Source organism: Salinispora sp. CH2A1_6 (assembly GCF_056820975.1).
On record NZ_JBXEDG010000001.1, the window covers coordinates 471,859 to 489,348 of the forward strand.

The 17,490-nt window shown below is 69.3% G+C and carries 17 protein-coding genes and 1 pseudogene; 11 read left to right on the forward strand and 7 right to left on the reverse strand.

Annotated elements, in window-relative coordinates; all coding sequences use genetic code 11:
- Positions 1 to 40: 40 nt before the first annotated feature.
- Both AC1UKG_RS02210 and AC1UKG_RS02215 read right to left on the reverse strand, forming a co-directional pair.
- On the reverse strand, positions 41 to 1,093 hold the full coding sequence (locus AC1UKG_RS02210) for a GNAT family N-acetyltransferase (RefSeq protein WP_018743208.1): 1,053 nt from the start codon (positions 1,091 to 1,093) through the stop codon (positions 41 to 43).
- Positions 1,094 to 1,164: 71 nt separating this feature from the next.
- Entirely contained in the window at positions 1,165 to 2,460 is a 1,296-nt protein-coding gene (locus AC1UKG_RS02215; RefSeq protein ID WP_482641911.1) for a lytic murein transglycosylase, read from the reverse strand.
- A gap of 39 nt (positions 2,461 to 2,499) precedes the next feature.
- On the opposite strand from AC1UKG_RS02215, the gene AC1UKG_RS02220 reads away from it, so the two are divergent.
- Positions 2,500 to 2,712, forward strand: coding sequence for an FmdB family zinc ribbon protein (locus AC1UKG_RS02220; RefSeq protein ID WP_026271684.1), 213 nt, complete (start codon positions 2,500 to 2,502; stop codon positions 2,710 to 2,712).
- 117 nt (positions 2,713 to 2,829) lie between these two features.
- Entirely contained in the window at positions 2,830 to 5,610 is a 2,781-nt protein-coding gene (locus AC1UKG_RS02225; protein ID WP_026271685.1) for a winged helix-turn-helix domain-containing protein, read from the forward strand.
- 2 nt (positions 5,611 to 5,612) lie between these two features.
- Here AC1UKG_RS02225 and AC1UKG_RS02230 read toward each other — a convergent pair whose 3' ends face one another.
- Positions 5,613 to 6,338 carry a methyltransferase domain-containing protein gene (locus AC1UKG_RS02230; protein ID WP_482641910.1) on the reverse strand — a complete coding sequence of 242 codons (726 nt, stop codon included), beginning with the start codon at positions 6,336 to 6,338 and terminating at the stop codon, positions 5,613 to 5,615.
- 232 nt (positions 6,339 to 6,570) lie between these two features.
- On the opposite strand from AC1UKG_RS02230, the gene AC1UKG_RS02235 reads away from it, so the two are divergent.
- Together AC1UKG_RS02235 and AC1UKG_RS02240 are read left to right on the forward strand one after the other, a co-directional pair.
- On the forward strand, positions 6,571 to 6,933 hold the full coding sequence (locus tag AC1UKG_RS02235) for a tetratricopeptide repeat protein (protein WP_018743212.1): 363 nt from the start codon (positions 6,571 to 6,573) through the stop codon (positions 6,931 to 6,933).
- Between the two features lie 78 nt (positions 6,934 to 7,011).
- Positions 7,012 to 7,266 carry a Smr/MutS family protein gene (locus tag AC1UKG_RS02240; RefSeq protein ID WP_018218167.1) on the forward strand — a complete coding sequence of 85 codons (255 nt, stop codon included), beginning with the start codon at positions 7,012 to 7,014 and terminating at the stop codon, positions 7,264 to 7,266.
- Here the strand turns inward: AC1UKG_RS02240 and AC1UKG_RS02245 are convergent.
- Both AC1UKG_RS02245 and AC1UKG_RS02250 read right to left on the reverse strand, forming a co-directional pair.
- Positions 7,250 to 7,510 (reverse strand): annotated as a pseudogene (locus AC1UKG_RS02245) (flavin reductase); the annotation flags it as partial. The gene AC1UKG_RS02240 and the pseudogene AC1UKG_RS02245 sit on opposite strands and share 17 nt — an antisense overlap.
- A 547-nt stretch (positions 7,511 to 8,057) precedes the next feature.
- Positions 8,058 to 8,300, reverse strand: a complete 243-nt coding sequence (locus tag AC1UKG_RS02250) for a hypothetical protein (protein WP_475890831.1) — start codon at positions 8,298 to 8,300, stop codon at positions 8,058 to 8,060.
- Positions 8,301 to 8,439: 139 nt separating this feature from the next.
- Here AC1UKG_RS02250 and AC1UKG_RS02255 point away from each other — a divergent pair, with 139 nt between their 5' ends.
- The 7 genes from AC1UKG_RS02255 to AC1UKG_RS02285 all read left to right on the forward strand — a co-directional run bounded on the left by AC1UKG_RS02255 (position 8,440) and on the right by AC1UKG_RS02285 (position 15,392).
- Positions 8,440 to 9,228 carry a GntR family transcriptional regulator gene (locus AC1UKG_RS02255; RefSeq protein ID WP_018743214.1) on the forward strand — a complete coding sequence of 263 codons (789 nt, stop codon included), beginning with the start codon at positions 8,440 to 8,442 and terminating at the stop codon, positions 9,226 to 9,228.
- A 176-nt stretch (positions 9,229 to 9,404) separates the two neighbouring features.
- Positions 9,405 to 9,779, forward strand: coding sequence for an N-acetyltransferase (locus tag AC1UKG_RS02260; protein ID WP_482641909.1), 375 nt, complete (start codon positions 9,405 to 9,407; stop codon positions 9,777 to 9,779).
- Positions 9,780 to 9,893: 114 nt separating this feature from the next.
- Positions 9,894 to 10,292 (forward strand): hypothetical protein, encoded by a 399-nt coding sequence (locus tag AC1UKG_RS02265; RefSeq protein WP_482641908.1) that lies wholly within the window; start codon positions 9,894 to 9,896, stop codon positions 10,290 to 10,292.
- 467 nt (positions 10,293 to 10,759) lie between these two features.
- Positions 10,760 to 11,530, forward strand: coding sequence for a hypothetical protein (locus AC1UKG_RS02270; RefSeq protein ID WP_482641907.1), 771 nt, complete (start codon positions 10,760 to 10,762; stop codon positions 11,528 to 11,530).
- Between the two features lie 198 nt (positions 11,531 to 11,728).
- On the forward strand, positions 11,729 to 12,541 hold the full coding sequence (locus AC1UKG_RS02275) for an inositol monophosphatase family protein (protein WP_018743221.1): 813 nt from the start codon (positions 11,729 to 11,731) through the stop codon (positions 12,539 to 12,541).
- A gap of 247 nt (positions 12,542 to 12,788) precedes the next feature.
- The gene (locus AC1UKG_RS02280) at positions 12,789 to 13,802 is read left to right on the forward strand and encodes a VldE C-terminal domain-containing protein (RefSeq protein ID WP_018815429.1); all 1,014 of its coding nucleotides are present in this window, start codon (positions 12,789 to 12,791) and stop codon (positions 13,800 to 13,802) included.
- A 36-nt stretch (positions 13,803 to 13,838) separates the two neighbouring features.
- Positions 13,839 to 15,392, forward strand: a complete 1,554-nt coding sequence (locus AC1UKG_RS02285; RefSeq protein WP_018815430.1) for a fused MFS/spermidine synthase — start codon at positions 13,839 to 13,841, stop codon at positions 15,390 to 15,392.
- Between the two features lie 27 nt (positions 15,393 to 15,419).
- Here AC1UKG_RS02285 and AC1UKG_RS02290 read toward each other — a convergent pair whose 3' ends face one another.
- Positions 15,420 to 16,088, reverse strand: coding sequence for a potassium channel family protein (locus AC1UKG_RS02290; RefSeq protein ID WP_026271751.1), 669 nt, complete (start codon positions 16,086 to 16,088; stop codon positions 15,420 to 15,422).
- Positions 16,078 to 17,412, reverse strand: a complete 1,335-nt coding sequence (locus AC1UKG_RS02295) for a potassium transporter TrkG (RefSeq protein ID WP_018743225.1) — start codon at positions 17,410 to 17,412, stop codon at positions 16,078 to 16,080. The genes AC1UKG_RS02290 and AC1UKG_RS02295 overlap by 11 nt, the downstream gene beginning before the upstream one ends.
- Positions 17,413 to 17,490 lie beyond the last annotated feature (78 nt).

Sequence of the window (17,490 nt, forward strand, 5' to 3'; positions counted from 1 at the left end):
GTGGGGTGGATGGGAACGAGCGAAGGTTAGAGGTTGCGCCCTACCTCGCTGTATCCCCCGAAGGGCCCGATGGTGAAATCTTGGTGGTGGCGTCGAGCCGGTGGACCAACTCGGCAACGTCAACGCTGTACTCGTACCACTCCCGGTCGGGGCGGTAGCCCAGCTCGGCGTTGACCTTCAGCATCGCCTCGTTGTCCTGCGCGTTCCAGGTCTGCACCTCGGTGAGCGCCGGCTCGGCCGAGCGCAGCTCCAACAGCATGCGTGCCTTCATCGCCCGGTCGATGTCGTGCCCGCGGTGCGCCGGTACGACGATCGTGTCGTACTGGTCGGCCCGGGTTGGGTGCTGCGCCGGCACCACCACCTCGGTCAGCCCGGCCACCTCCCCGGTCTGCCGGTGCAGCGCGAGGACGATGTATGGGGTCATCCCCCGTCGGTGCAGGCAGGCGAGGCTGTCCTGGAGCCGCTGCGGGTCATAGGAGCTGGGACGGAGCTCGCCCTCCTCGACATCGCGCGCCTCCGCCTTGGCCCGCGCGTACGCGTCGATGAGGTGATCGGGCAGCCCACCGGGGTGGAACTGCACGTCGTATCCCGGGCGGATGCCGTCGGCCGTCTTGCCCAGCTCCGCCCAGTCCACTCCGGCCAGGTCAAGCACGCTGCGGGTTTCGACAAACTCTCGGGTGAAACCGAGCGACTGAAAGAAGGCGACCGCCGGGGTGTCACCGACCACCTCCACGCCGATCGTCTGGAACCCCTCCTGGTAGACCCGGCGGGCGGCGGTCAGGACCAGCTCGCGGCCGAGGCCGCGGCGGCGGGCCGACGGGTGCACCAACACCTCGAGTACGCCGATGCTGCCGAGTAGCAGCACGTTGACCATCCCCGGCGCGGCCACCTCGTCGTCCTGGCCCGGGTCGGGCTCAGCCACCCAGGAGATCCGCCGCTCGCCCGGCATCATTTCGCTCAGGTATTCCCGCAGGAAGCTCCCCTGCCAGGGCGGGTCCTGCGGCAGATCGGCGGCGAGGACCGCGTTCAACGTGTCCAGCAGGGACACCATCTCGGCGGACGACGCGGCCCGAAGATCACATTCGCGCATCATCACCCGTCTAGCTTGCCGCTTACCGCTGCTCGGGGGAAGTAGGGGATTTCCCGGAAACGTGGATGATCACGTCAACTTCGGCTTGCCTGCCCGTACTGGTTGGCCTTGTCGAAGACGTCCTGCGCGTACTGCCGCACATTGTTGTACGACAGAATGGCGTTCCACCAGTCGCCGGCGATGGTCAGGTTTCGGCCGCCCTTGCACAGGTAGTTGGCGGCGGCCAGGGCGGCGTCGTCGATGTCGTGCGGGTCCTTGCGGCCGTCGTTGTCCGCGTCGGCCCCGATCTCCTGCCAGGTGGTCGGAATGAACTGCATCGGCCCGATCGCCCGGTCATAGGTGGCGTCCTGGTCCAGCGTGCCGCGGTCGGTGTCGCGGATCAGCATCCGGCCGCCCTGCCCGTCCAGCGGCAGGCCGATGATCTCTGGAGCGGCCCGACCATTCGACCCGAGCTGAGCGTTGTTGGCCTGCCCGTGCGCCGACTCGACGTGCCCGATCGCGGCGAGCGTGGTCCAGCTCAGGCCGCAGCTGCGGTTGGTCTGGGCGAGGACCAGTTCGGCATAGCCGTAGGCCTGCAACGCGACCGGTGCGATGCCGACCTTCGGGGCGGTCTGGGCTGCCCAGCTTGCGAGCGTGTCGGCGGGTCGGCCGAGGCCGGGGGGCGGGGCGTCGGGTGGGGGCAGGGTGCCGGCGGGGGGCGGCCCGTCGGGCGCAAAGGTCGGTGCGGCTGTTACGCCGGCGGTGGCGGCAGCGACGGTTGGGCCGGAACGCGCCGTGGCGGGCACCAGCAGGGCACCGGCCGCCACGGTCGCCGCGACCAGGACCAGCAGGAAGCCGCCGGGGAGGGTGAGCTGGCCGCTGGGGCGCCGCGACCAGCGGTGGACCGCACGCGTCGCGCCGACCGCCACGCGGGTGGGGGAGACGCGGATGGCGTGCGCGAAGGGGACCCGGTGCCGCCGGGCTTTCGTGGCCCGCTCCGGCCCGGTCGGGTCGGTGGAGCCAGCCGGCGCGACCTCGTCGGCCCGATCCGCGTCGCCCGGGCCCGCTGGGGTGACCTCATTGACCGGGTCAGCGTCGGCGCTCCGCGTCGGCTTCGCGTCGGGGTTCTGCGTCGGCTTCGCGTCGGGGTTCTGCGTCAGCTTCGTGTCGGGGTCCCGCGTTGGCTTCGGGTCGGGGTTCTGCGTCGGCTTCGGGTCGGGGTCTTGTGTCGGCGGTCGCAGCCACGGTCGGCGCGGCCGGGGTACCGGCCCGGACCGCCGGCCAGCGGCCACGTCGGATCCACTCTGCGTTCCCCCGCCCGGTGCGGCCGGGCGCAGGGGCCCGAGGGTCTGGTTCTCCTTGCCGTCCACCACCTGTCGAGTATCACCCATGTCCGGTTGTGCGTCCGGGGCGGTCGTAGGCTGGACGGCATGCCCCGGTACGAGTTCCGTTGCCGCGCCTGCGGTAACACCTTTGAGGTCAATCGGCCCATGGCCCGAGCCGCCGAGCCGGCCCGCTGCCCGCAGGGGCACGACGACACAGTCAAACTCCTCTCCACGGTCGCGACAATCAGTCGTAGCGGATTTGGCGGGACCGCTCCCACCACAGGTGGCGGCTGCTGCGGCGGTGGTTGCGGCTGCTGAGTCGGTATTCGTTTCGTCGACCTCTCACCGCGCTTGCCGACGTCGGCGCGGAGTGGCACGTTGGAGCAGAACCGGGCCGTCATGCTCGCGATGCGTGACGGGCTGGATTCAGGCAGCATGAACCAGACGTCCTGGGCGGAGGTTCCACGCATGTCGCCACGGATCCACCTCCCGACCGGGTGGGTGACCTTTGTCTTCACCGACATCGAGGGGTCCACCCGGCTGGCCCAGTTGCTCGGGCCGGACTACCGGCCGGTGCTGCGGGAACACCGGCGCCTGCTGCGCCGGACCATCGTCGCCACCAAGGGGGCGGAGTTGCTCACCGAGGGTGACTCATTCTTCCTGGCCTTTGCGGACGCGTCCGCCGCACTGACCGCCTGTCTGGCCGCCCAACGTGCCCTGACCAGCCACGACTGGCCGACCCCGGATGCCACCCCGCGGGTGAGGATGGGGCTGCACACCGGGTGGGCGGAGCCCCGCGACGGCGAGTACGTGAGTGCCGAGGTGCACCGAGCCGCCCGGATCGCCGCCGCCGCGCATGGTGGACAGGTGCTCTGCTCCGCGGCGACCGCGCAGCGCGCCCACCCGTTGCCCGGCGGTGCCTCCCTGCTCGACCTGGGCCTGCACCGACTGCGTGGCTTCGACGACCGGGAACGGCTCTTCCAGCTGACCGCAGCCGGTCTGGAGCGGCAGTTCCCCCGTCCGCGTACCGCTGACGCGGTGGCGCACAACCTGCCCACCTCGGTCACCTCGTTCGTCGGCCGGCAGGCTGAGTGGGCCGAGCTGCGCCGGCTGGTGGAGAACTACCGCCTGGTCACGGTGGTCGGCGCGGGGGGCTCCGGCAAGACCCGGCTCGCGGTGGAGCTCGCCGCCGACCTGGTCGAGTCCCATCCGGACGGTGTCTGGTTCGTTGACCTCGCCACGGTGGCGGAGCCAGGGCTGGTGGCGAACGCGATCGCCGCCGTGCTCGGTCTCCGCCCGGAGCCGGGCCGCGCGATGGTGGACACCCTGGTGGAGTACGCCGCTGCCCGCCGGATGCTGATGTTGCTGGACACCGGTGACGCCCAGCTGTCGGCGTCCGCCCAGGTGATCTCCCAGCTGCTCGCCGGTGGGGTGCGGGTGCTCGCGACCAGTCGGGAGTCGTTCGGACTTCCCGGTGAGGTGGTGTGGCGCATCCCTCCGCTCTCGGTCGACCCACCGGTAGCCGGAGCGGAGAGCGACGCGGTTGCCCTGCTGCTCGACCGCGCCACGGCGGCGCGGGGCGGTCGGCGGCCCGACCCGGCGGAGTGGGTGGACCTGCGTCGGGTCGTACGCCGCTTGGATGGCCTGCCGCTCGCCATCGAACTGGCCGCGGCCCGGCTGCGGGTGCTTTCGGTCGGCCAGCTCGCCGACCGTCTCGACGACGTTCTGGGTGCCCTCGACGCCGGCCGGGGCGATTCCGAGACCGGGCTGGCCGCGCGGCACTACAGCATGCGGGCGAACCTCCGCTGGTCGTACCAACAGCTGGGCGCGGGGGCGGCCCGGCTGCTGCGCTGGCTGGCGGTGTTCGCCGGGCCGGTGGATCTGCCAACAGTGGAGTGGTTGTTGGACGGCGACCAGCTCGATTCGCTGTCGGTGCTGGTGGAGAAGTCGATGGTGTTGGCCGAGCCGGAGATCGGTGGTAGCACCTATCGAATGCTCGACCCGATTCGCGCCTACGCGGCTGGCCGGTTGGTGGCGGCGGGTGAGGAGCAGGCGGCGCGGAATCGACACGTGGCCTGGTCCGCACACGCGTTACAACGGTTGGGCTTGGGGCCGGACGGTCGGCCGGTAACGCTCTCGCTGCACGCGTTCGACCCACTCGCCGGGGAGCTGCGAACCGCGCTGCACTGGTGTGCGACGGGTGGTAGCGCCCGGGCGGGGCTCGCGCTCATCGTCGGGCTGGACCAATGGTGGCGGGAGCGGGGCCTGACCGGGAAGGGCCGGCTCTGGTTGTCCCGACTCTACGACCGGAGCGTCGAGACCGGGGAGTACATCCCGGATGTGGAGCTGGCGGCGGCGCACCACACGCATTCGTTGCATGCGGGGGCGGACGGCGACTTCGTCGAGGAGCTGCGCCTGTCGCGGCGGGCGGAGACGGTGGCCCGGCGGTCCGGTGACGCCGGCCTGCTGGCCCGGGTGCTGGCCAGCCGGGCGGCTCCCCTGGTCGACCTGGGCCAGCTCGCCGAGGCGGAACAGGTGTGCCGGAAGGTCATTGACTGGGCGCAGCGGCAGGAGGTGGTGGACGATGCCCTCTTCGCCGTCCTGAGCCTGGCGGAGTTGCTGTGGCATCGGGGCGCCTTGGAGGAGGCGGCGGAGCTGCTCGGCGCGGCCCGCCCGGTGGAGGCGGGACGCCCGGCGGAACGGGGCCGCCGGACCGTGGACATGCTGCTCGGCCTGGTGGCGCTCGCCCGCGGCGACCTGATCGCCGCGCACGAGCATCTGTTGGTCTCGCTGCGGTCCCGGATGGCGCACGGTTTTCACCGCCGTGCCTGTGACACGTTGCAGGCGATCGCGGTGCGCTGTGCCGCGGGGGATGATCCGTTGACCGCCGCCCGACTCTTCGGCGCGGCGCAGGCATGGGGGGCTGCCCTGGGCGCGGTGCCGGGTATCAACGGTGATTACTTTGCGCGGTGGCAGGCGCAGGTGCGCGCGGCGCTCGGCGATGTCGTCTTCGACCGGACGTACGGCGAGGGCACGGAGTTGGGCCTCCGGGAGGCGGCCGCGGTCGCCCTCGGCGTCGAACACCCGGACCTGGCCGCTGATTCGACCCGTTTCGCCGCAGGTGTCGCCCCATCCGCACTCGCCCGCCCCTTGGAGCGGCCACTTCGTGCCCCGACTACGCCGGACCCCACCCGGGTCGGTCCCGAGCCCGACTGAGCTCAGGCGAAGAAACGGGCCAGGTGGGCCTGCGTGGGGGCGGGCGCATCGGGCGGCAGGAGGGTCAGGTCGGCGAAGATGCTGGCCCCGTCACAGCCGGCGTGCAGGGGGTACCAGCGCGGAGCGTCTGGTGGGCGTTGGAGGCAGATGCCCTTGATGGTCTGGATGTCGAGCAGCCGTACGTGGGTCGGGTCGGCGACCGCGTTGACATGCCCCCACCAGGGGCTCATCACGTGCAGTACGCCACCGGGCCGGAGCACCCGGTGTGCCTCGTCCACCAACGGCAGGAAGTCGATCAGGTGCTCCAGAATGTGGACGGCGAAGAAGACGTCCACCGAGTTGTCGGCCAGGGGCAGGGTGCGCGACAGGTCGGCTACCGCGTCCACCCCGACGGCGGGGAAGATGTCCAGGCCCAGGTTGTCCGGCCACTGCTTGGTCCCCCCGCAGCCCAGGTCCACCACGACCGGATCCCGGCCGCTGACCCGGACCCGGGCCCAGATGGCCAGGACCCCGGCGAGCCGGCCAACCTGGTCGCGCACCAGGCGTAGGTCATCCGGCTCCTCGACCTCTCCGGTCAGGTGGGCTACTCCCCGGTCGAACTCCACCTCGACGGCGAGATCCCGCAGCCGGCTGTCGTGCCGCGCCTGGTCTGCCCAGGCCTCGGCGAGGAACTCGTCAACCGCCCGCAGCCGTTGGGCTGAGGGCGGGGTCAGTGTCAGCGCGACCATGGCCACCTCCGGCCGCCCGATACCCGAAAACCGCCCCGGTATGCCCCCTGGCTCGGCGGGCGGAGACCGGCCGTGGGTCGCTTCGGGTTCCCGCCCTCGGCCGGTGAACCTATCCTCAACCGGTAGGCCGGCGGGACTGCCGCCGGGTGGTCCGCAGGGTGCGCCACCGTGCTGGTGGCAGATGCCGGTGGCGGTGGCGGGGTGCCGACACGACGTGAGGGGGGTGGGTCGGATGGATTTGCTGGCCGAGTATCGACGGGCGACCCGGTGCTTCGAAGCTGGGGACCCGTCCGAAGCGGCTCGGCTGCTCGAGCCCATCCTCGCGGCGGAGCCCGGCAACACCGCCGTGCGTCAACTGCTGGCCCGGGCGTACTTCTCCTCGGCGCAGCTCGTCCGCGCCGAGGAGCAGCTACGCGAGCTGGTGGACCGGGACCCGAGTGACCACTACGCCCACCATGTGTTGGGCCGGACGCTGGAGCGGCTGAATCGGCCGGTGGACGCGTTGCGGCATCTGCGCATCGCGGCGGCGATGCACCACGGCAACGCCGACTATCAAGCGGCGCTGCGCCGGGTGCAGGCCCGGGTCGGTCGCTGACCCTTACCGGGCGGCCCTTCGCCCGCCCCGCCACCTACGATGGTGCTGGCAACGGAGTCGACGTGGCGGAGGCCCGGCGTGAAGCTGAAGCTGGACCTGCACGACATCTACAACCGGGGCACCGACATCGACCGCGCCCTGCGCGGAATCATCGACGAGGCGGTGGCGAAGAAGGCCACCCTGGTGGAGATCATCCCAGGCAAGGGGTCCGGCCAGCTCAAGAAGCGGGTGCTCCGGTTCCTTGATCAGAAGGACGTCAAGGCGCTCTACCACCGGGTGGAGAAGGACTCGAAAAACTTCGGCCGGGTCTTCGTGCACTTCCGCTGGAAGTAGGGCGTTCGGGTTCTGCCCGCCAGCACCAGTTGACAAACCTCTCCCTGAGGTCCGGCCTGGTGCCGTTGAGTCGGGATAGTTGATCAGTTGCCTCGGCCAGGAGGTTGCTCTGGTGGGCCAGTAGCGCTGACCTTCTGCCGCGATACTCCGCCAGCAACGTGAGCCGTGCGGGCTGGCAGGGCCAGTCGGCGCCGCAGGACCGGCACCGCCAGAGCGGGCGCATCGGGTCGTGCGCGCGTGTCACGGTCGGCTCCTGCCCGCGTGGTGGTCACGTAGGCAGCGCTTGAGGTCACCGCACCGGGGGCACCAACTGCTCGAACGGGTTTTGGTCACCAGGCCCAGGACCACGCCGACGGCGAGCCCAACGACCACGGCAGTAGCAACGACAACCATCGACGTCCCCTCAGTCTCGCCTGTCGACGCTTCGGACGGACGGCTGATGCGCGGTCACCAGCGGCCTCCGTTGGCTCGCCACTGCTGCGCCGGAGTAAGCCAGCCGACGCGGCCTACCTGGGGGCTGGCGAGGGTGGGTTGGGTCATCCACGTCGGCAGATTTGCCGGCCTAGCGCGCTGCTGCGCCAACGCATGGCGGTGAGAGTTGTTAGCGCAGCGCGCCAGTGCCGGTGGGTTACCCCTTCGACGGCGGAACCAGCGAATTCGCATTGGGTCTCCTTGATGGTGTTGGAGGATCACCCCTTCAGTTCCACTGAAGTGGGCGGGCCGACAGCGCATCCGGACTGATGGGCGTGGGGCTGTCGCTTCGCGGAGGGGTGGAACGAACCTGAGCCGGTCTACATCCGGGCTTGCGCCCGCAAGAACTCCGTTACGCGAGCGGCCGAATCGACAGCCTGCTCGACTGCGGTGCGCAACGGGGAGTACGTCAGATTTCTCAGATCCCGCGCGCTGTCGGCCTGGTCAAGACCAGCCAGCAGCACAGCGGTGTTGGCGAGTACGCGGTTAACGCCTTCCATCTCCCGGGAGAGTTCTCCCGCCTGGAGGTCGGCCGGCGTGACCTGCCCACCCTCACCGTCCATACCTGCTCCCTCGGTGACGATCGTCCGACTACCCGTAACGTTGGTTTCATACCAACGATTTCAGTGTCCTGGAGTGCAGTCAAGCCCATCCGGCCCATTCGGTTAAATTGGTTGGGACCAAACCAGGAGGGTGGGGAGCGTGGCGAAACCCAAGTACCGTCAGCTCGCAGACGACCTCCGAGCGCGCATCGTCTCCGGAGATCTTGAGGTGGGCGATTGGCTCCCGACCGAGGCCCGACTTCAGGAGCAGTACGGCGTTTCGCGCAATACGGTCCGTGACGCCACCGCGCTGCTCGTCAATGAGGGGCTGATCGAGCGGCTGCCGGGACGCACCGGCGGTATGCGGGTCCGCGAGAAGGTTACGCTGATCTTCCACGCGCACCGCGCGGAGATGCCCAGCCCATGGGCCGAGACGGACGCGTGGCGCTCGGAGGTGAAGCAGCAGGGATACGAGGCGACACAGGAGTTCCGGCTGACCATCGAGGTTCTGCCGCCGGACCTGGCCAGGCGTCTCCAGGTGGAATCCGAGTCCGCCGCAGCGCTGCGCCGATGCGTCCGGTACGTCAACGGCGAGCCGTCCTCGGTGCAGGACACCTACTACCCGATGGACTTGGTCGAGGCGGTACCGGAGTTGCTGTCGCCCCGAGACATCCCGCAGGGCACCACCAGGCTGTTATCCGAGCGCGGATACCCGCAGGTGGCCTACTACGACGAGTACGCCGCGCGGATGCCCACGCCGGAGGAGGCCACGCTGCTACGGCTGCAACCTGGCACGCCGGTGCTGCACTACATCCGTACTGGATACACCGCTGACCGGCCAATCCGTGTGTCCGTCACCCCGTTTGCCGGCGACCGAAACCGGGTCGTCAGTACCCACGGCGACGCCGACATCATCGCGCGTTTCCGACCGGAAGAAGCACACGAATGATCATCACTCCTGCCCGGCTGAGCGATGTCGATGCCATCATGAGCTGGCGACGCGAACGCGTGGCATGGCTTGCCGGACGAGGTGAGGAGCAGTGGTCGATCCCCCTACCACGGTCCGCCGTGGCGTCGACCGTCTCAGCCGGACAGACGTGGGTGGTCTGGGAGGGTGAAACTCCCGTGGCCACGATCACTCTGACCGCGTACGTGGACGTAGACGGCCTATGGAAGCCGGATCGGAACCCCGAGGCGCTGTGGTACCCGGAGGACGACCCCGCCGACGCGCTGTATGCCGCGAAAATGATGATTCCGCTGATCCACTCGGGTAACCACCTCGGCGGTGAAATGCTGGACTGGGCAGGCGGTCGGGCCTATGACGCCGGCCTGACGTGGCTACGGTTGGACGCTTGGACAACCAACATGCGGCTACACGACTACTACCGCAAGCAGGGATTCCGCCATGTCCGCACGATTTCCTCGCGAGTGTCGGGGGCCTGCTTCGAGCGGCCAGCCCAGCCCTACGTAAACGGCAAGCTCAAGACTGAGGACGCCTAATCGGTGCCGTAGCTGGAGGAATCGTAGCCAGCTAGCTTGGTTAGGGAATCGGGAGAAGGATTGGATCATGGTTCTAGTCGTCCTAACTGCTGGTCCGTACGAAACGGAGGAAGCGTGACCGCGATCGCTGACGCAGCAATTCCCTACCGTGCATCCAGCCTCGCTCTCACCCTTGGGATCTTAGTCGCAGCCGCGTCGTGTCTCGTCGCCCTCGCATCGTGGTTCAATTGGAAGAACTACTTCCCAGATGGGCACCAGGACAGAAGCGTGGCTGCGATTGCCTTGGCGTTTACCTTCGGCACGGCATTCATGGGGACAACCTGGATCGAGCCCACCGCCAGCCTGTCAACGAATCTGATCGACGTCGTCCAGAACGTACTGATAGCCCTCACATTGCTGTCGGCGGTCTCAGTCGCCACGATATATTGGTTCAATCGACCTCAATTCCTGGTCCCTGCCCGCTACCGCAACGACCGTGGCCGGTGGGCGGAACGCGCACGGCGTGGACGCTAGGTTCGATGGTCAGAGTTGAATCTTGTCACTACATTCCTTGCGCTTGCGTGACAGATGTCGAACTCATCACCCTCAAAGGCGCTGATGCAGAAGGCCATGCCCAGGCCCTGTCAGGGCCTAAGTGGATGCGGTGAGCTGCCCAGGCTTGGGCGGCCTCCGCTTCCAGGGCGGGATCTGATCTGCCCAGGACTCGGCTTGTGCTGGCGCGTGGCTCGCCGGCTCTCACGCTTCCCAGGATCATGCCGTTGTCGGGCCGCCTGGGGAGGGCTGACGTTGACCATCCATGCCAGATGTGGTTGCCGCTCAGGGTCGCGACCGTCCGGTTTGATCAGCTCCGTCCTAACTCGGATTAGTTTTCACTGGAAGTAGTGACGGAACACCTGGGCTGATCCGCCCCGGGGCTCTCGGTATTGACCGATCCGCTATTGTGCCTCCCGTCCTGCTCGTCGGCCCACGGGGGAGCCACGATGAAATTGAGCGCCGGACTGCTCGCCCTGGGTCTGACCGGTGGCCTGCTCCTTGCTGCCGGTTGCACTCAGGCGACGGAGCCCACGCGTACCGAGAGTTCGGCCCCGGCGGACTCCGTGGCTCCGTCTCCAACACCCGATGTCCGCGACGAGTTGGTCGCGTCGCTGGAGCGGTCTCAGGGGGTTGCCCACCGGTATGCGGTGCGCGGCAGCCTGCCCGAAGGGAAAAGCGTCGAGGCCAGCGGTGCCTTCGATTCGAAGCAGCAGCGCTTCCAGACCACCATCTCGGTCACCGGCGGGGAGGAGCCGTCGGTGGGGAGCCGGGTCGTCGTTGGCACCGACAGTTTCCAGCGGCGGTCCGACGACGATGAGTGGGTGCACGTCGATCTGACTCGGGTGAAGCCGGACGATATATTCGTGGGCTTCGACTGGGCCGACCCGACCGGCATAAAGGCGTTCACCGCGTCGATCGTCTCGGCGCAGCGCACCGGCACCCATACCTACACCGGCCGGTTCCGGCCCGACGGCAGAGACATCAAGCCGTTCGTCCCCGTGGGCGCTCCGAGCATCGTCACGATCGCGATGCCCCCGTCGCCCTTCACGATCACCACTGACGACCAGGGGTGGGTCACCTCGATCGAGGTGGAGCTGGCTCCCAGCGACGGCCCGAAGCTGACAACAACCACCACGATGAGTGACCATGGGAAGCCGTTGAAGATCAACGCTCCCGCCCGTTCCGTTGAGGCCTCTGACCACTACTACCGCGAGTGACAGCTCGACCGTAGCGGACCGGTCCGCCCGGCCGACTCCCTCGACCAGGGCAGAAAGACCCCATGGCTCCGGGGCCGGATGCCGCCGTCGGTCGGCGGGGGATTTCCTGGATGGGCCCGTCGAGCACCGGGAGGCGGTAGAACGGGGACATGAGGAAGGCCGTGGTCCGGGAGGCGGTCGAGATGCGATGTCCCGCCTGTGACTGAGGACCTGTTCGAGGAGGTCGGCGCGCTCCTGCGGACGGCGGCCGATCAGGTTGTGCTGCCGCTGTTCCGCCGGCTGGACGAGGCCGACATCGCAGAGAAGGCCCCCGGCGACCTCGTTACGGTCGCTGACCGGCGGGCAGAGGAGCTGATCTCGGCGGGTCTGCGTCGGCTGCGACCCGACTCGGTGGTGGTCGGGGAGGAGGCCGTCGCCGAGGACCCGGAGCTGCTGCGGCACCTGCGCCGCTCCGGCCCCGTGTGGGTGGTGGATCCGATCGACGGCACCGCCAACTTCGCGGCCGGTCGCCCACCGTTCGCGTTGATGGTGGCCCTGCTGCTCGACGGAGAACCGAGCGCCGCGTGGATCTTCGACCCGTTGGTCGACACACTTGCTGCCACGCGCCCCGGTCTGGGGGCGTACGTCAACGGGCGTGCGGTGCGTACGGCCGGAGCGCCGGCTGACCCGGGCCGGCTACGGGGCGCGGCGATGTCCCGCTACCTGCCGGCGGCCCTACGTCCGCGGGTGGAGGCGGCCGGTGCGCGGTTGGGCGAGCTCCTTCCCGGCCAGCACTGCGCCGGGCGGGAGTATCTGGACCTGCTCCTCGGGGTGCAGCAGTTCGTGCTCTACGGGCACACCCTGCCCTGGGATCACGTACCCGGCACCCATCTGGTCCGGGCCGCCGGTGGGGTCGCTCGGTGCTTCGACGGAGCTGAGTACCATCCGGGCGTCGAGGGGCAGGGCCTGCTCGTCGCGGCGGACGAGCGGGTCTGGGCGGCGGTCCGGGAGGCGTTCTTCGATGGCGCGTGACGGCGGGCGCCACCCCTGCGCGTCGGGCAGCGCGTGACGGCGTGTGCCATCCGGCGTCGCGCAGCGCGTAGCGGCGTGAGATACCCAGTGTGAGCCCGCGTCGCCTCGGCGGATTTGGGGTCCTCGCGGCGGTGGTCGGTCCGGTATCGTGGCCGACGGTCTCCGCCCGCTGGCCGCCGTGCGGCCCCGATGGGACCGCCGACCAGCGGGGTTCGTGGGGGCTGACGGCATTCGGGAAGGATCCACTGTGCGCACAGTCCTGCCCCGCGGGGGTTCCCGTCCACTGACTGTCCTCGCCGTGGCGGTGGCCGTGGCCGTGGCGGTGCTGCTCGGTGCCGTGCCCGCCCAGGCCGAGCCGGGTGAGGGCGGCAGCGAGAAGTTGCGGGACGCGCTGACGGCCGCCGCCAAAGCGCACATCGACGCCACGGCCAAGCTGAAGAACTCCAAGCGTCGGCAGGAGGAGCTGACCACGGAGCTGAAGACGGTCGAGGCGCGGCTGACTGACCTGACCGCCCAGGTGAGCGTGGTGGCCGCGCAGTCGTACCGGTTGGGTCGACTCACCCCGGTGGCGACGTTGTTGGAGAGCACCTCACCCGACGAGTTCCTGAATCGGGCGATGAATCTGGACGTGCTGGCCCAGCGGGACGGCCGTCGGGTGCGCGAGTTGACCGAGGTCCGGGAGACGGCGGAGAACGCCAAGATCGCGATCGACTCCGAGGTTCGCGAGCAGGAGAAGCAGCTCGACGTCCTGGCGAAGAACAAGAAGGCGGCGGAGGTGGCGCTCGCCGCGGTCAGCTCGGGTGGCGGGTCCGGGTTCGGTGGCGGTTCAGCCAGCGCCGCGTCCGCGCCCCGGAACTCGGACGGCTCCTGGCCGTCGGAGTCCTGCTCGGTCAACGACCCGACCACCTCGGGTTGCATCTCTCCGCGCACCCTGCACATGCTCAAGCAGTCCCAGGCAGACGGTTTCAAGCGGCACGTCTCCTGTTTCCGCAGCGGCGGCGGTGGTGAGCACCCGAAGGGGAAAGCCTGCGACTTCTCCGCCGCCTCCGGTGGGTTCGAGAACGTCTCGGCGACCGGCGGCGACAAGGCGTACGGTGACCAGCTGGCGAGCTACCTGAAGAACAATGCGAGTCGGCTCGGGGTGATGTACGTCATCTGGTACAGGCAGATATGGATGCCGAATACCGGATGGCGAGCATATAGCGGGGGTGGAAGCCCTGCCGCTGATCACACCAATCACGTTCATGTTTCGATGTACTGACTCGGCCGGCCCGCCTCGCTGCGTACTATCGCGCGGGTGAACTCCGCCTCGTCCCAGACTCCCATCCGGTCGGCCCGACCCGGGCCGGCGACCGGTCCGGCCCTGCCCAAGGGGCTGGCCGCGTTTCTGGTCTTCTTCTCCAGCGGCGCGGTTCTGGTGCTGGAGACGGCCGCGCTGCGCCTGGTCGGTCCGTACGTCGGGGTGACCCTCCAGGTGACCAGCTCGGTGATCGGCATCGCGTTGGCCGCGATCGCGTACGGGGCGTGGGCTGGCGGGTGGCTGGCGGACCGTCGGGACCCGCGTACCCTGCTGGCCCCGGCGCTGGTGCTGGCCGGTATCGCCACCGCGGTGACCCTGCCCGCGGTCCGGTACGCCGGGGAGGTGCTGCGGGGCGGGGCGGCGTCCGCGATTCTGCTGCTCGTCGCGCTGGCCGTCTTCGTGCCGGCGATGCTGCTGTCGGCGATCACCCCGATGGTGGTCAAACTGCAGCTGTCCGACCTGCGCCGCACCGGTCAGGTCGTCGGCCGGCTCTCCTCGATCGGCACCCTGGGCGCGGTCACCGCCACCCTGGTCACCGGCTTCGTGCTGGTGGCCGCGCTGCCCAGCACGGTGATCCTGCTCGGCCTGGCGGTCTCCCTGGGGCTGAGCGGGGTGATCCTCGGCGGGTGGCTCCGGCGGACGGCGGGCGAGCAGCTGACCGGTCCGGCCCGGGTGTCGGCCAGCCTGGCCGTGCTCGGCCTGCTCGGCGCCGGACTGACCACGGTCGCCCCGAACCCGTGTGACATCGAGACGGCCTACCACTGCGCCCGCGTCGAGACCGACCCGGGCCGGGCGAGCGGGCGTACGCTGCTGCTCAACTCGGCCCGGCACTCGTACGTGGACCTGGCCGACCCGACCCACCTGGAGTTCGCGTACACCCGGTGGATCGGGGCGGTCGCCGATGTCATCGCACCGGCGGGTCGTCGGCTGGACGCGCTGCACCTGGGCGGAGGTGGTTTCACCGTGCCGCGGTATCTGACCGCCACCCGGCCGGGCACCGGGAACGTGGTCTTCGAGATTGACGGCGGGCTGGTCGAGCTGGGCGAGGAGAAGCTCGGCGTGCGGCAGGGGCCGGAGCTGCGCGCGGTGGTGGGGGACGCCCGGATGCTGGTCGCCGCAGAGGCGGCGGGGAGCCAGGACCTGGTGGTGGGGGACGCGTTCGGGCATCTGGTGGTGCCGTGGCATCTCGCCACCCGGGAGATGGCCGCGGAGATCCGTCGGGTGATCCGCCCCGGCGGCGGGTACGTGCAGAACGTGATCGACTATCCGCCCCTGCGCTTCATCCGCAGTGAGGTGGCCACCGTCGCGGCCGAGTTCCGGCAGGTGGCCCTGATCGCCCCGCCGGCCGCGCTCGCCGGTGAGCAGGGATCCAACTTCGTCATCGTCGCCTCGGACGCGCCGTTGCCGCTGGCCGCGGTCCGGGAGCGGCTGAGTGAGGTCGACCCGGCCGCGGTCGTGCTGGACGGCGCGGCGCTGCAGGAGTTCGTCGGCGACGCGTTGGTGTTGACCGACGACTATGCCCCGGTGGACCAGTTGCTCGCGACCGCGTGATCGCCGCCGGCTGGTGGTCTCGCCGCCTCAGCTGAGCGCAGCGAACGACTGCACCTGTTCGATGCTGCCCTCCACGATCAGCATGCTCCCCGAGGTCAGTACGGTGTCGTCGGTGGCCGCCTGGAATCGCTTACCGGCCAGTTTCGCCGCCACCACCCGTACTCCGTGGCGCTCCTCCGGGTTCAGCTCCTGCAGTGGGCGGCCGGTGAGGCTCTCCGGGGTGCGGACCTTGGCGAGCGCGAAGTCGTCGCCGAACTCCATGAAGTCCAACATCCGGCTGACGATGAGATGGGCCAGCCGTTCGCCGGCCTCCGCCTCGGGGAAGATCACGTGGTGGGCCCCGACCGAGGTGAGGATCTGCGCGTGTTCCGGCGAGCGGGCCCGCGCCCAGATCTGGGGTATCCCCAGGTCAACGAGGGCTAGGACGGACAGGATGCTCGCCTCCATCGAGGCGCCGATGGAGACCACGGCGCGTTCGAGGTCGTCCGCGCCGAGCTGTTGCAGTGCCCCCTCTTCGGTGGCATCGGCCTGCACCACCCGGTCGATCCGGTCGGCCCAGCGCTGCACCCGCTCCGCATCGTGGTCGATGGCGAGTACCGGATGCTCGAGCTGTACGAGCGTGTCGGCGACCTGGGAGCCGAAGCGTCCGAGCCCCACCACGATGACCCCGCTGTGTTGGTCTCTCCTAGCCGACAAGGGGTTGCTCCTCCGGGTAGCGGTACAGCCGTCGTCGGGTGTTCAGCGCGAGTGCCGACCCCAGGGTCAGTGACCCGACCCGGCCGATATACATAAGGGCAATAAGTACACATTGTCCACCGTCGGGTAAGTCGGGGGTGGTGCCGAGGGAGAGGCCCGCCGTGCTGAAGGCCGAGGTCACCTCAAAGAGCGCCACGTGGTGCGGCATCCCCTCGGTCAGCAGGATCAACATCACCGTGCCGGCGACCACGATGGCCACGCCAAGCAGCGCAACCGTGACCGCCTGCCGCTGGCTGGCCGTGGCGACCCGGCGGTGGCGGATGGTGACATCGGGCTCGCCCCGCAGTTCGGCCCAGATCACGAAGGCGAGGAGGAAGAAGGTGCTGACCTTGATGCCGCCGGCGGTGCTGGCGCTCCCGCCGCCGATGAACATCAACGCGATGATCAACGGGATGCCCTCCTCGCCGAGTGCCTCAACGTTGATCACATTGAATCCACCGGTACGAAAGAACGCGTTCTGGGAGAACGCGGCGAGCAGCTTCTCCGGCCACGAGCGGATGCCCAGCGTGTACGGGTTGGACCACTCGGCGGCCAGGAGGGCGAGGAAACCCACCATCAGCAGGGTCACGCCGCCCCAGATGGTGAGCTTGGTGGAGATCGACCAGCCCGCCGGGTGCCGCCGACCACGGACGGCCTCGAACAGAGCCGGAAAGCCGAGCCCGCCGAGGACTGCCCCGAACGCCATCGGCAGGATGAGCCAGGCGTCGCTGGAGAGCCCGATCAGCCCGTCGCTGTAGAGGGTGAAGCCGCCGTTGTTGAAGGCCTGTACGGCATGGAAGAGGCTGACCCAGAGCGCCTCGCCGAAGGGGTGGTCGTACCGAGCCCACAGCCGCAGGGTCAGGATGATGGTGATGATCGCTTCGACGCTCAGTGAGATGACAGCGATCCGAAACAGCAGCCGGCGGACATCGCCGAGGCCGAACTGGGCGGTCTCGGCCTGCACGAGTAGCCGGTTACGCAGCCCGAGTCGGTGGGAAACCAGCAGGATGACCAGGGTGGCGCCGGTCACGATGCCGAGACCGCCGATCTGGGTGAGGATGGTGATCACCGCCAGGCCGAAGCCGTTCCAGTAGTTTGGCGTGTCCACCACGGCCAGGCCGGTCACCGAGACCGCGGAGGCCGAGGTGAAGAGAGCGGTGACGAATGGCGTGTACCGCTGCTGGCCGGTCGCCCACGGCAGCATCAGCACGAGGGTGCCGATGAGGATCGTGGTGCCGAACCCGATCGGCACCAGCCGAACGGGGCGCCGCAACAGCCATTTCACCCGACAATCTTCACTTTTCGCCGTCGGCGGTGGGGTAGAAACGGCAGTCAGGAGGGCTGGCCGACGACGATAAATCGG